This window comes from Catellatospora aurea (genome assembly GCF_042663325.1).
Taxonomy (GTDB): domain Bacteria; phylum Actinomycetota; class Actinomycetes; order Mycobacteriales; family Micromonosporaceae; genus Catellatospora; species Catellatospora aurea.
Genome location: NZ_JBHTAC010000032.1, coordinates 1 through 14552 on the forward strand (window position 1 = coordinate 1; position 14552 = coordinate 14552).

The 14552-nt window shown below is 69.7% G+C and carries 14 protein-coding genes and 1 pseudogene; 7 read left to right on the forward strand and 8 right to left on the reverse strand.

All coding sequences use genetic code 11. The features are described from left to right. A pseudogene (locus ACFQO7_RS25795) lies at nucleotides 1–194 on the forward strand (hypothetical protein); the annotation flags it as partial. A 7-nt stretch (nucleotides 195–201) separates the two neighbouring features. Here ACFQO7_RS25795 and ACFQO7_RS25800 read toward each other — a convergent pair. Next, nucleotides 202–1077 carry a LysR family transcriptional regulator gene (locus tag ACFQO7_RS25800; RefSeq protein WP_376808784.1) on the reverse strand — a complete coding sequence of 292 codons (876 nt, stop codon included), beginning with the start codon at nucleotides 1075–1077 and terminating at the stop codon, nucleotides 202–204. A 257-nt stretch (nucleotides 1078–1334) separates the two neighbouring features. Between ACFQO7_RS25800 and ACFQO7_RS25805 the strand changes: the two genes are divergently transcribed. The 4 genes from ACFQO7_RS25805 (at nucleotide 1335) to ACFQO7_RS25820 (ending at nucleotide 4461) form a co-directional block, all read left to right on the forward strand. Beyond that, nucleotides 1335–2138 (forward strand): GNAT family N-acetyltransferase, encoded by an 804-nt coding sequence (locus ACFQO7_RS25805; RefSeq protein ID WP_376808785.1) that lies wholly within the window; start codon nucleotides 1335–1337, stop codon nucleotides 2136–2138. A 210-nt stretch (nucleotides 2139–2348) separates the two neighbouring features. Next, entirely contained in the window at nucleotides 2349–2777 is a 429-nt protein-coding gene (locus ACFQO7_RS25810; RefSeq protein ID WP_376808786.1) for a hypothetical protein, read from the forward strand. Further along, nucleotides 2774–3715 (forward strand): ATP-binding cassette domain-containing protein, encoded by a 942-nt coding sequence (locus tag ACFQO7_RS25815; protein WP_376808787.1) that lies wholly within the window; start codon nucleotides 2774–2776, stop codon nucleotides 3713–3715. Before ACFQO7_RS25810 ends, ACFQO7_RS25815 begins: the two co-directional genes overlap by 4 nt. Then, nucleotides 3712–4461, forward strand: a complete 750-nt coding sequence (locus ACFQO7_RS25820) for an ABC transporter permease (RefSeq protein ID WP_376808788.1) — start codon at nucleotides 3712–3714, stop codon at nucleotides 4459–4461. Before ACFQO7_RS25815 ends, ACFQO7_RS25820 begins: the two co-directional genes overlap by 4 nt. Nucleotides 4462–4593: 132 nt before the next feature. Here ACFQO7_RS25820 and ACFQO7_RS25825 read toward each other — a convergent pair whose 3' ends face one another. From ACFQO7_RS25825 to ACFQO7_RS25845, 5 genes are all read right to left on the reverse strand, one after another. Beyond that, entirely contained in the window at nucleotides 4594–4899 is a 306-nt protein-coding gene (locus ACFQO7_RS25825; RefSeq protein ID WP_376808789.1) for a hypothetical protein, read from the reverse strand. Nucleotides 4900–4996: 97 nt separating this feature from the next. Further along, nucleotides 4997–5569 (reverse strand): hypothetical protein, encoded by a 573-nt coding sequence (locus tag ACFQO7_RS25830; protein ID WP_376808790.1) that lies wholly within the window; start codon nucleotides 5567–5569, stop codon nucleotides 4997–4999. Beyond that, on the reverse strand, nucleotides 5566–7377 hold the full coding sequence (locus tag ACFQO7_RS25835) for a M91 family zinc metallopeptidase (protein WP_376808791.1): 1812 nt from the start codon (nucleotides 7375–7377) through the stop codon (nucleotides 5566–5568). The genes ACFQO7_RS25830 and ACFQO7_RS25835 overlap by 4 nt, the downstream gene beginning before the upstream one ends. 17 nt (nucleotides 7378–7394) lie before the next feature. Then, entirely contained in the window at nucleotides 7395–7724 is a 330-nt protein-coding gene (locus ACFQO7_RS25840) for a hypothetical protein (RefSeq protein ID WP_360534916.1), read from the reverse strand. 169 nt (nucleotides 7725–7893) lie between these two features. Continuing rightward, nucleotides 7894–8070, reverse strand: a complete 177-nt coding sequence (locus ACFQO7_RS25845) for a hypothetical protein (protein WP_376808792.1) — start codon at nucleotides 8068–8070, stop codon at nucleotides 7894–7896. A gap of 292 nt (nucleotides 8071–8362) precedes the next feature. Between ACFQO7_RS25845 and ACFQO7_RS25850 the strand changes: the two genes are divergently transcribed. Next, entirely contained in the window at nucleotides 8363–11227 is a 2865-nt protein-coding gene (locus tag ACFQO7_RS25850; protein ID WP_376808793.1) for an NACHT domain-containing protein, read from the forward strand. A 26-nt stretch (nucleotides 11228–11253) separates the two neighbouring features. Here ACFQO7_RS25850 and ACFQO7_RS25855 read toward each other — a convergent pair whose 3' ends face one another. Then, the gene (locus ACFQO7_RS25855; protein WP_376808794.1) at nucleotides 11254–12036 is read right to left on the reverse strand and encodes a LytR/AlgR family response regulator transcription factor; all 783 of its coding nucleotides are present in this window, start codon (nucleotides 12034–12036) and stop codon (nucleotides 11254–11256) included. After that, nucleotides 12033–13274 (reverse strand): sensor histidine kinase, encoded by a 1242-nt coding sequence (locus ACFQO7_RS25860; RefSeq protein ID WP_376808795.1) that lies wholly within the window; start codon nucleotides 13272–13274, stop codon nucleotides 12033–12035. Before ACFQO7_RS25860 ends, ACFQO7_RS25855 begins: the two co-directional genes overlap by 4 nt. A 212-nt stretch (nucleotides 13275–13486) precedes the next feature. Here ACFQO7_RS25860 and ACFQO7_RS25865 point away from each other — a divergent pair, with 212 nt between their 5' ends. Beyond that, the gene (locus tag ACFQO7_RS25865; RefSeq protein ID WP_376808796.1) at nucleotides 13487–14425 is read left to right on the forward strand and encodes a phosphotransferase; all 939 of its coding nucleotides are present in this window, start codon (nucleotides 13487–13489) and stop codon (nucleotides 14423–14425) included. Nucleotides 14426–14552 lie beyond the last annotated feature (127 nt).

Sequence of the window (14552 nt, forward strand, 5' to 3'; positions counted from 1 at the left end):
TGCCCGACGCCGACCTCGACCTCGCCGCCGAGGTCGGCGTCGGACCGCTATACCACGCACGGCTGCTGCAGGCCCGGCCGCTGCCCGAGTCGTACATGGAGCAGGTCCTGGACCTGGTTTCCGACGGGCTTAATCCGGGCGAGGCCGGCACAGAGACGGCGGCCGTGAACGCGCCCCGGCGGCGGGGCGTCTAGCGGCGCCCTATGCGTCGGCAGCGGCTTGGACGAAGGCGCGGACCAGGGGAGTCTCTCCACCGCTGCGCCACACCGGGGCGTACCGCAGCACCGGTCCGTCGGTGATGGGCAGGAAGGTGATGTCACCTCGCTGCCGGGTGGCGGCCACGTCCGACCCGATCGGGGACACGACGCCACCGCCGGCGATCGCTCGGAAGGCCTCCTCCAGGGTGGCCACCAGCAATCCGCGCGGGATGGGCCGGCCGGCCGGTGTCACGGCCGGGGTGTGCTCCTGCCACATGTAGTCGGGGATGGGGCCGTCCGGAACCACCACCGGGTGATCGCCGAGGTCCTCCAGCTCGACGCTGTCTCGCTCGGCCAGCCGATGGCCGGCGGCGACGGCCAGCACCATCTTCTCGGTGTGCACCACCGGACCGACGACCAGGTCAGGTTCGCGGACGGGCAGCCAGAGCAGGCCGATGTCGACCCGGCCGGCCCGCAGTTCCCGGAGCGGGTCGGTCGGCAGGATCTCGCGCAGGCGCAGCTCGCACTGCGGATGCCGCTGCCGGAACAGGTCGAGCACGGCGGTGATCGCCTGGTAGTGGGTGGCCATCGTGCCGACCGTCAGCACCCCGGTGTGCCCGCGCGCCGTGGCGGCGGCCTCGTCGATGCCCGACATGATCTCGTCGTAGCCGGTGCGGAGCCGGTCGCGCAGCCGCTCGCCGAGCGGGGTGAGCCGGACGCTGCGGCTGGTCCGCTCGAACAGGGCGCCACCGATCCGGCGCTCCTGCTGTTTGATCGACTGGCTCACCCGCGCCTGGGACACGTGCAGGCGTTCGGCCGTACGCCCGAAGTGGAGCTCCTCGGCCAGCGCCAGGAAGATCTCGATATCACGCAGCTCCACCGGGCACGATCCCTCTCGTTGCGGCATGCGGGCCGGTGTCGGGCGCGGGTCTCCAGCGCCACCGGCGTACGCATGGCGGGATCTTAGCGGACAGCGGCGTTTTCGCTGCTTCTGACCGTCCTGCGTGCTCGACAGGATGGATCAGGTGATCAACGGGAAGGGTCCCGGCCCGCGGAGTCGAACGATAACCGGTGGCTTATGCGGCGGTGCGTTCTTCGGCGTTGTTCGGCAATGGCGGGCTGGGCGATCGTGGTGCCATGAGCGAGCGCTTGATCGACATCGTGACGGTACCGGACCACCTCGGGATCGCGGGCTGGCAGGCGATGGCGGCACCGGGCCTGGTGGCCGGGGCGGCCGGCCTGCGACCGATCAACCCGATCGAGCACGGTTCGCTGCCGTCGGAGCCGGCGACCCGGCCGGACGCGGTCGAGCTGAGCCTGTACGTGGAACCGCAGTGGCGGCGGCGCGGGATCGGGTCGCGGCTGCTGGCGGCCGTCGGCGCGGACACCGCGCGGCGGCACCTGGTCGCGGAGGTGGTCGCCGGTTCCGCCGGGGAGGCGTTCTGTGCCCGGCACGGCTTCCGGCGCACCGGATCCCGGCGGCACGACCTGCTCACCTACTGCGATGTGCACCATGCCTGGCTGGGTGAGCTGGTCGACGTCGAACACCCCGGATACCGGCTGAACCACTGGACCGGAGAACTGGCCGACGCCACCCGGGTCGAGGAGCTGCTGCGACACCCGAGCCGCCCCGGCAACGCGGTGCTGAGCGCCGCGGAGGCGGACGGCGGCCTGGTGGCGTACGCCGTGGCGGCCGTGGGCGGGCTGCCACAGCGCCGTGTCCGGCAGTACGGACCGTCCGTGCTCGCCGGCCATCGCGGGCAGGGGCTGGGGCTGTGGGTCAGCGCCGCCCTGATCCAGCGACTGCGTGAGATCCACCCGCACGTCGACGAGATCGAGGCGCGCACGGGCGAGGACGACCCCGGTCTGCTCGCTTTACACCGCCACCTCGGCTTCCGCCACCTTCGGCGAACCCGGCTCTACGAGCTCGCCCTGCCCTGACCCCGACCCGATCCGACCCATAGAACGGGCGGCACCCGGAGCCAATCCGTGCCGCCATGAGGAGGTTTGTCATGAAAAGTCAGGCAGCTCGGCGAATCTGCAGCGGTCCAGCCGGAGCCAGGGGACCTCCGCACGGCACCGACAAGCGACCACCCACCGAACTGTTGCGACCAGTCCTGTTCACACATGTATCCAAGGAGTCCACCCCTCATGTCCGTCACTTTCTCTGACCAGGACAAACTCACGTTGCGGACCGCCGCGTACGGTGCCGTCGCGCTGCTGTCGGCGGCCGGGGCCGCCAGCGGCTCGCCCCACCGGATCGCCACCGACGGGTCCATCGCCCTGTCCTCGGCCACCGGCCTGATCGGGCACGTGCTCGCCGAGAAGCCCGGCGCCGTCGACCTGGGCGGCAAGTCGGTGGCCGCGATCGCCGACCGGGTGCTGCCCGCGCTGACGGAGGCGATGCGCCTGCTGCAGGAGCAGGCGCCGGCCGAGGCCGGCAACTTTCGCCGTACGGTCGTCGTCGCACTCGAAGCGGCCGTCCGGCGTGGTGGGCCCAGCCCCACCGTGTCCGACATGACCAACAAGATCATCGCGGCTCTCGACGCCGCTCCGGCGGCATCGGAGGTGACCGCATGACGATCCCGGCGATCGAGGTCTCGGGACTGCGGAAGGCGTACAAGGACAAGGTCGTGCTCGACGGCATCGACTTCGAGGTCGGTGCGGGCACGGTGTTCTCGCTGCTCGGCCCGAACGGGGCGGGCAAGACCACCACGGTCAACGTGCTGACAACGCTGATGCGGGCCGACGGCGGCACGGTCCGCGTCGCCGGCCACGACATCGCGACCGAGGCCAAAGCGGTGCGCGCCGCGATCGGCGTCACCGGCCAGTTCGCCGCCGTCGACGAGCTGCTCACCGGGCAGGAGAATCTGCGGCTGATGGCGGACCTCCACCGTGCGGTCACCGGTGACGGCGAGCGGATCGTCGCCGAGCTGCTGGAGCGGTTCGAGCTGACGGAGTCGGCGGACAAGGCCGCTTCGACCTACTCCGGGGGTATGCGCCGCAAGCTCGACCTGGCGATGACCCTGGTCGGCAACCCGCGCATCATCTTCCTCGACGAGCCGACCACCGGCCTGGACCCGCGCAGCCGCCGCACGATGTGGTCGATCGTGCGGGACCTGGTCGCCGACGGGGTCACCGTCTTCCTCACCACGCAGTACCTGGAGGAGGCCGACCAGCTCGCCGACCGCGTCGCGGTGCTCGACCAGGGCCGCCTGGTCGCCCAGGGCACGCCCGACGAGCTCAAGCGCCAGATCCCCGGCACCCACATCCGGCTGCGGTTCACCACCGTCACGGAGCTCGACGCCGCCGCGCGGGCCTTCCCCGACGCCACCCGCGACGACGAGGCCCTGGCCCTGCGGGTGCCCGGCGACGGCGGCACCAAGTCGCTGCGAGTCCTGCTGGACCGCCTCGACGACCACTCCCTCAACGCCGAGGAGTGCACCGTGCACACCCCGGACCTCGACGATGTCTTCCTCGCCCTGACGGGCCACACCACGGAGGTGGACGCGAAATGAGCGCCAAACCGCAGTCGCTGGTCATGCTGCGCCGCAACTTCAAGCACATCACCAGGAATCCGACGTCGGTGTTCAACGCCGTGCTGATGCCGATCATCATCATGCTGATGTTCGTGTACATGTTCGGCGACGCCTTCGACGTCGGGGTGGACTACATCGACTACGCGACACCAGGCCTGATCCTGCTGGCCGTCTGCTACGGGCTGGGCAGCACCGCGACCTCGGTGAACTCGGACATGACCAAGGGCGTCATCAACCGGTTCAAGGTCATGGACGTGTCCCGCGGCGCGGTGCTCACCGGCCACGTCGTGGCCAGCGTGCTGACCAACCTGATCGCCATCGCGGCCCTGGTCGGGGTGGCCTTCCTGCTGGGCTTCAGCCCCGCCGCGAGCCCGCTCGAATGGCTCGGCGTGGCCGGGGTGGCCGTGCTGCTCGCGTTCGCGGCGGGCTGGTTCACGGTCGCGCTGGGACTGTCGGCGAAGTCGCCGGAGACCGCGGGCATGGCCGCCGTGCCGCTGGTCATGCTGCCGTTCTTCAGCAGCGCGATCGTCCCGGCCGAGAAGATGGGCCCCGGCCTGCGGCAGTTCGCCGAATACCAGCCCTTCACCCCGATCATCGAAACCATGCGCGGGCTGCTGAACAGCGCACCCGACACCACCGACGCGGCCGTGGCCGTCGCCTGGTGCGTGGCGATCGCGCTCGTCGGCTACCTGTGGGCACGCTCCACGTTCACCAAGCGCGCCTGACCTGGACGGGGCACCCGACCGGCTGACCCCCGGCCGGTCCGGGTGCCCCGCCGACGCCGTCTCGGCAAGGACGCCGCGGCGGCGTCACGGGTCTGCCGGCGTGGAGCGGATCCGAGCGGCGGGGGCGGGCGCTCACTGACGCTGCAGCACGGTCCCCACGCTGTCGGCCGCCGCCTCGCGTTCGCGCCGCCGTGCACGTGTCCCCAGCACGATGAACATAGTGGCGACCGCGCCGAGCACCGCGCTGGCGACAACGGCTTGGAGCAGGTGCGCGGACGTCTGCTCGACAGCGGCCGCGTGTGCCGCAGCCACGGCCGGGGTGGCGTCCTGCGGCGGGATGGACGTGCCCGCGTGATCGGCGAAAGCCAACAGGATCAGCGCCACCGCGGTGAGGTCCAGCGCGACGGCGGCGGCGAAGAACAGGTGAAAGCGGCGCACGCCGCGAGTGTGCCAGCCGCCGTCAAGCCGCGCCACAGTACGGCCACCGTTCCCGGCCCGTCAGCGGTGACGTGCCGACCGGCCCGTCACCACGGTCTCACGGCACCGTGAACGGCTCGCCGCAGACGATGGTCTGCGGGCTGGCGGGCGGGTAGAGCCCGTCCGCCGCGGGCGGGTCGTCGCCGGTCACCTCGGTGAACCCGACGCAGAAGACCACGGTCCGGCCGCTCAGCGGGATCGGCGTGCCCTGGGCGGACGCCGGATGATCGGGCTCCACCTGAAGCGGCACCCGGAAACCGTCCGACCTGTCGGCGCCCGGTTCGAGCACGGAGCCGCGGATCCGCACGGTGGGCAGCCGTACGCCGCCGCAGTCGCTGGTGTCCGGGGTCTGGCAGGGGTGGATGATGCGCTTCGACAGCTCGATCACCCCGTCCTCGCGGACACTGACCTCCACCGGCCCCCGCGACCAGCCGGGCCGCTCCGGATCGGTCCAACCCCCGTCGTAGACCACCATCGGCGTATCGGACCGGTTGGCCAGCGTGTACTCGACCGCGACGTCGCCGCCGGCGACCGAGGTCCGCACCGTCAGCTCCAGGTCCGGGTCGCCCGAGCAGGCGGCCAGCGCCGCCGTGACGAGCAGCAGTCCGGCGACGCGGCGGAGACCGGTCACCAGCCGTCCCCGGAGTAGGTGGCGTAGGTGTCCCGCTCGCGCATGCCCATCTCCCGGCGCAGCCCGTTCTCGGTGTACTGGATCGGGTGGTCGGGGTCGAGCTGGTCCGGCGTCGAGGAGTCGTCGTCGTGGTCGAAGGGCAGCCCCGTCGCCTGCCGCTCGCCCTTCTTGATGCCGTCGTCGGGCCCGCCCGCGATCAGGTCGGATTCGAAGGTGTCGTTCCAGTAGTCGTACACGTGCCCGAGCTCGTGGTAGAGCACCACCGACGGCCGGCCGCGCTCGGCGTCGAAGGTGAAGGCCGGGTTGTACTGGATGACCGAGTCGGAGTTGGCGAGCTTGTGGCCCTTGCTGGCGTAGCCGTTCTCGTCGTCGAGCTCCTTGATGGTCAGCGTGTTCTCGCCGAGCCAGAAGTTCGGGTCGCGCTTGTCCTGGAGGTTGTCCAGCATCTGCTGGCCGGTCGGCGAGGCGCGGTACATGTCCAGGTCGGCGAGCACCCGCTCCTTGAACTCGTCGGAGCCTTCGATCTTGATGAACTGCGCCTTGTCGCTGATCTCGACCTTGACGTCGGAGGCGACGCCGTCGACGGTGTCCTCGTCCTGCCGGTACGCGGTGTCCCGGCCGCCGCCCGCGGTGATGCTGTCCTTGCCGTGCCCGCCGTAGTAGACGTCGTCGCCGGTGCCTCCGGCGAGTCTGTCGTCGCCGTGGCCGCCTGACACGACATCGTTGCCCGCGCCGCCGTGCAGCGAGTCGTTACCCTTCGCGCCTTCGAGGTAGTCGTCGTCCTCGCCGCCGGACAGTTGGTCGTCACCGCCCAGGCCGTACAGCGTGTCCTGGCCCGCGCCGCCGGCCAGCACGTCGTTGCCGTCCTGGCCGTCGATGTAGTCGATGCCGGCGCCACCGGAGACGTAGTCGTCGTTGCGGCCGCCGTAGAGGTCGTCCGTTCCGCGCCCGCCGAAGATCTGCTCGGCGCCGTCACCGCCGCGGATGGTGTCGTCGCCCGCGCCGCCGAGCAGCGTCACGCGGATGTTGGAGCCCTTCGGCACCTCGATGGTGTCGTTGCCCTCACCGCCGCGGATGGTGACGGGCGTGCCCGGCGGGTACCAGTAGTCCGCGCCGTTGACCGAGACGATGACGTCGCCGGTCTTAGGGTCGATCCTGACCTTGACGTCGTCGTTTCCGGTGCCGGTGTTCACGACCGCCCGGCCGTCCACCATGATCACCGAAACGCCGTCGGTCGCCTCCGCGGGCAGCGTGAACGGGTCGGTGTTGCCCGTGGCGATCGCGCTCCAGTCGGCGGCGACGGTGTCCCAGCCCGACTTGTCGAAGCCGCTGAGCTGCTGGGCGAGCGCCTGCTCCAGCTCCTTGCGCAGCGTCGCGGCCTCGGCCACGGCGCCGCTGATCAGCTTCTGCTCCTCCTCGCTGCGCGGGTAGAACGTGCCCCCGACGTCGCGGAACTTCACCTTGGCGTACTCGGCGTCGAGCAGCCCTTGGTAGCGCTGCAGCAGGTCGGCGACGCCCTCGAGCTGGCCGGCCAGCTTGTCCGCGTTCGTCTGCAGCGCGTCCACACCGGCCGTCAGCTTCGTCTTGTGGTTGACGTAGCTGTCGCGGGCCGGGCCCGACCACTGGGAGCCGACCAGCTTCTTGGCATCGGCGTCGATGTCGTCGCCGAGGGCCGTGGCCGACTTGGCGAACCGCCGCCACGCCGACGCGGCATTGTCGATGCGCCCCGGGTTGGCGTGCAGCTGCCAGGTCGATTCGGCCGCCGTGATCGGCGGGAAGTGCTCCTGGTCCTCCGGTGGAATCCCCATCGGCGACCTCCCCCTGGTCAGATCGGAATGTTGCGGTGCTTCTGCCGCAGCTTGCGCTCGGCTTCCTCGTCGGCCTGCTGGTAGGCGAAGGCCACCCGGAGCAGGCTCTCGTTGTCCACCTCGAGCACCGTGACCAGCCGCTCCGTCGCCGTGCCCGCGCTGCCCTCGACGCCGTGGTAGGCCTCGCTCTGCTTGCCCGCGTTCGACACGTTGCCGAAGTCGGACGTGGACAGCACCGCGTCGGCCCGGACGGCGCGCAGCGCCGCCGCGAGATCCTGCGAGCCGTCCAGACAGGACTGCGCGACCCGCGCCAGCTCGACGGGATCGGCCCGTACCTCCCCGCTCATGGATGGCACCCTATACCGCCACCGCACCGCGCTCCACCGCTGTGTGCTGCCCGGCCGTCGGTCTACCGCGCCCAAGGTATCGCTCATTTCGAGAAAAACAGCCTGATCGCCGCTTGAGGGACAGTCGGTGAGGATTGCGTACGTGCTGTGAGGTGGCACGTACGACTGCTCAATGACGAGCTGCTGACGCGGGAATGACTTTCCCATCGATCACGCGTTTCCGAAGGCATGCGTCGGCAGTTTCATAGCTGCACAGGTTCGGATCTTCAGCGTCGCGCAACTGAATGCGCCGCCAATCGGCGACCACGATCACCGAGGTGTGCGCCTGCCGGCCGGCACTCGCCACCGCCTACCTCGGTCGGGCCGATGCGCGGTGCGGGATGGCGCAGCCCCGCGACTAGCATGGCCAGCCTTGGGGCGGGCAACTTTCGGGCCTGACGTTCCATTCACGTCTCCGTCCCCACCGGCTGAACCCGGGTGCTATGGAACCTCGCCAGGGGTAGGCGTGAAACGCACATCCAACTTCCGATGTCTCAGCGCTGCAGCTGTTGCCCTTATGGACAATGTCGACACTAACCGGTTCGACGGTAACGTTCTCACCCTGAGTTGCGTGACCGTCACATGCTGCGGGAGTTCCGATGTCGCTGAACCCAAGACTGCTCCGCATCGTCGGAGCCGCCTTGGCTGTCGCACCGTTGGCAGCGGTGGCCGCGTTCTTCCGTGACTTCGCCGTCCGGCACCCGGTTGCCCTGCTCGTCGGCCTAATCAGTTGGGAACTTCTTCTGCTCATCGGCGGGTTGTTCGCCAAAGTCTTCGGCAAGCTCGAGGAACGCTGGGTCGACCGGCTGGCAGGGTGGATCGACGCCGCTCTCCACCGGATGGTCAGCCGGTACCCCCGCCAGTACCGCTACTTCCTGTCTCGCATGCACCACGACGTCGACCTGCGAGGCCTGAGCACCTGGGGCGTGCACGCGCTCGCGATGGAAGAGGTTTTCGTCGACCTATCGTTGCGTCCGCAGGCCGTCCATCGGGTGCCAGCCGGGCCGATGGACGAGCACGAGTTCGAACGGGCAGCCCTCGATGAGGAGATGGAAACGTCGGCTGACAATGTCCGCCGGTCGATCTGGGAGACGCTGGACCGCTACCCCGACGTGCCGTTGGCGATCCTGGGGCCGCCCGGAAGCGGTAAGACCACCCTGCTGCGCCATGTCACCCTGGCCCTCTGCGGCACCCGTAGGCGCCGCAGACTTCCTCGTGCCTGGCGGCACAAAGTTCCGATGCTGCTTTTCCTGCGGGAACATGTCGCCGTGATTCTGTCCGAGCCGCAGATCGACCTGGCCGATGTGGTTCGGCGCACGTTGACGCGCCTCACGAAAACCGAACCCAGCGGCTGGCTCGAGCGGCAGTTGGACATGGGTCGGTGCGTCGTCATGTTCGACGGACTTGATGAAGTGGCCAGCCCCGAGGACCGCATCGTCGTGATGCGGTGGGTGCGTCAGCAGATTGACCAGTACCCGCGCAATCGCTACCTGCTGACCTCCCGGCCGTTCGGCTTCGAGAACTTCCCGCTCGCCTCGGCGACCGTCGTGCAGGTCCGCCAGTTCACTGACGTGCAGGTCGAAACGTTCGTCCGCGGCTGGTACCTGGCTGTCGAGAAGCGTAGCGCCAATCGTGACGATGTCGGCGTGCGCGCCCGAGCTGACGAGGGATCAGGCAAGCTCCTCGCCCGCGTGTATGCCTCCCCAGCGCTGCTGGGCCTGGCCACCAACCCGTTGCTGCTGACGATGATCGCGTCAGTGCACAAATATCGCAGCGCGCTTCCGGGTAGCCGGGCAGAGTTGTACCGCGAGATCCTCCAGGTTTTTCTGGGCAAGCGGCAGGAGGCTAAGGAACTGCCCAGCGACCTGTCCATCGATCAGAAGATGGTGGTACTGCGTACACTCGCCTTCGTCATGATGGAGCGGCGTATCCGCGACATCTCCGCGACGACGGCCGCGACGATCATCGCTCCGGCGCTGGAAAAGGTCGGCTATGGCCGTACCCCAGCAGAGTTTCTCGCTGAGATCGAGCAGGTCACGGGCCTACTCTTGGAACGCGAAAACGGCGTTTACGCATTCGCTCACCATACGTTTCAGGAGTACTTGACTGCGCTGCACCTAGCCGAATCCGAGACGATCGGCTACCTGGTCGACAATCTGCTCGATTCCTGGTGGCGTGAAGTCATCCTGTTGCGGGTTGCCAACGCCGACGCTACGCCGATCGTGCGCGCAGCGCTGGACGCCGACCCGCCATCGATCCAGATGCTGTCGTTGGCCGCGGACTGTGTCGACCAGGCACGTGAGGTCGAGGCAGCGGCAAAGCGGCAAATCATTGAGGCATTGTCATGGCGTTCATGGATAGGTGACTCCGCCCGTAGGCGGCTCGCCGCTCAAGTCCACCTCGATCGCAAGCTCCGCCGCGTGGTCCGCGCCAGAACCGGGGTCTTCGTGTGTGCCGAGCCGGTGACCGTTGAGGAGTTCGGCTTCTTTCTGGCCGACGGGGGCACGCCATATATCGAACCCGGCAACTGGGCCGAACAGATCGCTGGAGATCAGACTTCCCCCGTGAGTGGTGTGGGGCCCGTGGCGGCTCTGCAGTTTGCCGATTGGGTAAAGGCGCTGGGAGTTGAAGCGCGACTGCCGGCGCCTGGGGATCTCGCGGTCGACGACTGGCGGCGTGTCCTCTCCCCGCCAATGACACGCTTCTGGCAGCTCGACTCGGAGCTGAGATGTTCCTTGTCGGGTCTTCTGAACGTAGGGGCCGAACAGCTAAAGCGCGAGCTTGTCGCAAAGTGGCTCACTGACCAGATCATCAAGGATTCAATCGTACTTAGCGAATCGATCTCGCCGATCGACGCCGCTGGACTGGGTCTATTTGTCGGAGGTCGTTTTTTCGGGAGCGACGAGGTATTCGACCAGATTTTTCTTACCTATCTCGAGGCAGCCTCGGAGGACTTGAAGAAAGCGGCAGAAGGCGGTTCAGGCCATGCGAAAGCCAGAAAGGCAGCATTTCGCGCGTGGTTCGATACTGTGGTGAATGCTGTCGACCCGAATGCGAATGTCCCGTTGCACACCGAAGCCCACGACCTCACTCCTTATGCGCAGGGGATGCCGCAGCTCGCGATAGCAGTTGAACGTGTGTTTGCCGAGATGGGATCATGGCCCGAGGCGGCCGGCGGACTTCGAATATCCGATCTTGTGCAGTGTTTCCTGGCTGAAGCGCAAGGGCTCGACACCACGTCCACAGTCGTGCGCGCCTACCTGCGAACTACGCACTGGGCTGCCATCTCGGATGTGCCGAGCGAAGCCAGGCGAACGTTGGCTGATCGGATCCGCCGCCGGAATTGGCAGCGTAAGCCAGTGGACTGGTACCTATACGACAATCTTGCAATGACTTACCTGGCCGAATGGCGGACAAATGGGCTGCTGCCACGCAACGAGGGGATCGTCCTCGTCCGTGGCTGAGGTGGCGGTGTTCGTGCGGAGACGGGTTAGCCCCAGTGCTGCTTGGCCGGGCGGATGAGGCGGTCCTTGAGCACGCGGGTGTGCCGCCGGGCCACCGGCAGCTGGTGTCCGCCGACGGAGACGACGTAGCCGGAACCGGTCAGGCGCAGTTCGGTGACCAGGTCCAGGCGTACCAGGTAGGAGCGGTGGATGCGCAGGAAACCGGCGTCGGTCCAGCGCTCCTCCAGTTGGGTGAGCGAGACGCGCACCAGATGCGAGCCGTCGGTGGTGTGCAGGCGGGCGTAGTCGCCCTGCGCCTCCACCCAGCACACCGACGAGCGGGGCAGCAGCCGCACCACGCCGCCCAGCTCGACCGGGATCATCGGATCCCCGCCCGCGGGCGCGGCCTCGGGCGGCGCGGCGGGCCGGTCCTCGACGGCGGCGCGTTCGGACAGCACGCGGCGCAGCGATTCGGCGATGCGCTCGGCGCGCACCGGTTTGCGCACGTAGTCGACCACGCCCAGGTCGAAGGCGTCCGCGGCCCGGTCGTCGTACGCGGTGACGAAGACGACCGCGGGGGAGCGGGCGAAGCGCTGCAGGACCCGGGCCAGGTCCATGCCGTCCAGGCCGGGCATGCGGATGTCGAGGAACGCCACGTCGACGTCGTTCTCGTGCAGCACCCGCAACGCTTCGGCGGCGTCGGCGGCGCTGTGCACGTACTCGACACGCGGGTCGTTGCGCAGCAGGTAGAGCAGCTCGTCGAGGGCCGGCGGCTCGTCGTCGACGGCCAGCACCCGCAGCCGCGGCGGGTTCGCGGGCCGGCCGGTCATGCCCGCCGCCCGTCGCGCCCGGCGGCGGGCCGGCCGCCCGGCGCGATCGTCGGCTCGCTCATCACGGCGCCGCCGCGGAACTTCGGGATACGCAGGCTGACCCGAGTGCCGGCCTGCGGCGCGGTTTCGACGACCAGGCCGTACGCGTCGCCGAACACCGCGCGCAGCCGGTCGTCGACGTTGCCCAGGCCGACGTGCTGGCCGCCGTCGCCGTCCGCGGTGCCGTCGCCGTCGAGCAGCACCGCCGGGTCCATGCCCACGCCGTCGTCCTCCACGATGATCTCGCAGTCCGCGCCCGCGTCGGCGGCGATGATCCGGATCGTGCCGACCCCGGGCTTGGGGTGCAGCCCGTGCCGGACCGCGTTCTCCACCAGGGGCTGCAGGCACAGGAACGGCACCTCGACCGGCAGCACCTCGGGCGCGACGCGCAGCCGCACCTGGAGGCGTTCGCCGAAGCGGGCCCGTTCGATGGTCAGGTAGCGGTCGATCGAGCGCAGCTCCTCGGCCAGCGTGGTGAACTCGCCGTGCGCGCGGAAGGAGTACCGGGTGAACTCGGCGAACTCCAGGATCAGCTCGCGGGCGCGCTCGGGGTCGGTGCGCACGAACGACGCGATCGCGGTCAGGGCGTTGTAGACGAAGTGCGGGCTGATCTGCGCGCGCAGCGCCCGCACCTCGGCGCGGGCGGACCGGGCCCGCTCCTCCTGGAGTTCGGCCAGTTCCAGTTGCAGCCCGGCCCAGTGCGCGGTTTCGAGGACCACGCGGACCAGGCCGGGTGTGGGCCGCGCCTCGGTGACGGCGATCAGCGCGGCACCGGTACCCCCGTCGGGTTTGGAGACCGGGGCGGCGACCGCACCGCGCACCGGGCAGTCCAGGCGCACGCACGTCAGCTCCTGCGGCCGCAGCAGTACCGGCCGCCCGCTGGACAGGGCCCGCTGCGCCGCGGCCAGCAGCGCCTCGCGGTGGTGGCTGCCCGCGCCGTCGTGGGCCAGGAAACCGCTGCCGTCGGCCAGGGCCAGCCCGGCCGCGCCGACCAGGGTGCGCAGGTGCCGCAGCGCGGCGGCTGCCGTCTCGTCGCGCAGGCCCTGCCGCAGGGGTTCGCTGGCCAGCGTCGCCAGGTGCAGCACCTGGTACGTGGCGCGCTCCTCCGGGGTGACGACCCTGCGCCGCCCGCGCATCATCACCACCGCGGTCGCGGCGATGACGGCTGCCACGGCGGCGGCGCCCAGCGCTGGGTACATGGCAGCGATCGTGCCACGCCCCGCCGCCCCGCTCCACCCCCGGCCCGACCCCCGCTCGATCATCCGACTTGCCAGGCACCCGTGCGTATCTTGGACCGCGATACGCCCGTATGCCTGGCAAGTCGAGTGATCTTGAGAGGCGATCAGCCGCCGTCCACCGACCGAGGGATAACGGGCTGCGGCCGTGGACTCGCCGATGCGACGATCCAGCGATGGTGGTGGCGAGCGGAGTGCGTATCGGCTGGGCGGACGTGCCGGAGCACGTTCAGGCGCGGGTGGAGTCGATCCTCGGCGACCGAGTCGTGTCCGCGTACTCGCAGCGCGGCGGGTTCTCGCCCGGCACCGCCGACCGGGTGCGCACCGCGTCCGGCGGCCGGGCCTTCGTGAAGGCCGTCAGCCCTGCGCAGAACGAGCGCTCGGTGCAGCTGCTGCGTCGGGAGGCGCTGGTAGCGGGGGCGCTGCCCGCGGGCATACCCGCTCCGCGCCTGCTCGGCTGGCATGACGACGGTGAATGGGTCGCGCTGGTGCTGCAGGACGTCGAAGGCAGGCACCCGGTCACCCCCTGGACGGCGGCCGAACTCGACGCCGTACTCGGCACGCTGCGGATGCTGGCCGACGGCACGACACCGTGCCCGATGCCCGAGTTGCCGGCGGCGGCGGTGTCGCTGGGCAAGGACCTGTCCGGCTGGGAGCGGCTCGCGGCCGACCGGCCCGACGACCTCGACCCGTGGGCCGCGGCGCGCCTGCCGGAACTGGTCGCACTCGGGGCCGCGGGGGTGGCGGCGCTGGCGGGCGACACCGTCGCGCACACCGACCTGCGCGCCGACAACCTGCTGGTCGGGCCGGACGGCGCGGTCACCGTCGTCGACTGGCCGTGGGCATGCGTCGGCCCGGCCTGGCTGGACACCGCGATGCTCATGGTGAACGTGAACCTGTTCGGCGGCCACGACGTCGATGCGCTGCTGACCGCGTACGCCGTGCCGCTCGGCGCGGACCCGGCCGAGGTGACCGCGCTGCTGGCCGGGATGACCGGCTACTTCCTCGACGCCTGCCGCCAACCCCCACCGCCCGGCCTGCCGACGGTCCGTGCCTTCCAGCGCGCTCAGGGCGAGGCCACGCTGCGCTGGCTGCGCACCCGCCTTTCCTCTTGATCTCGGCATACCCGCAGCTCAAACGGCCGCAGCGTTAAGAAGGTGCCCTTCCTTCACGTATCTGGTTGGTAAGGTGCCCTTCCTTCGTTCGGGAGCTGGTGGGGCGGGGTGGGGGTCGGTAGGATGC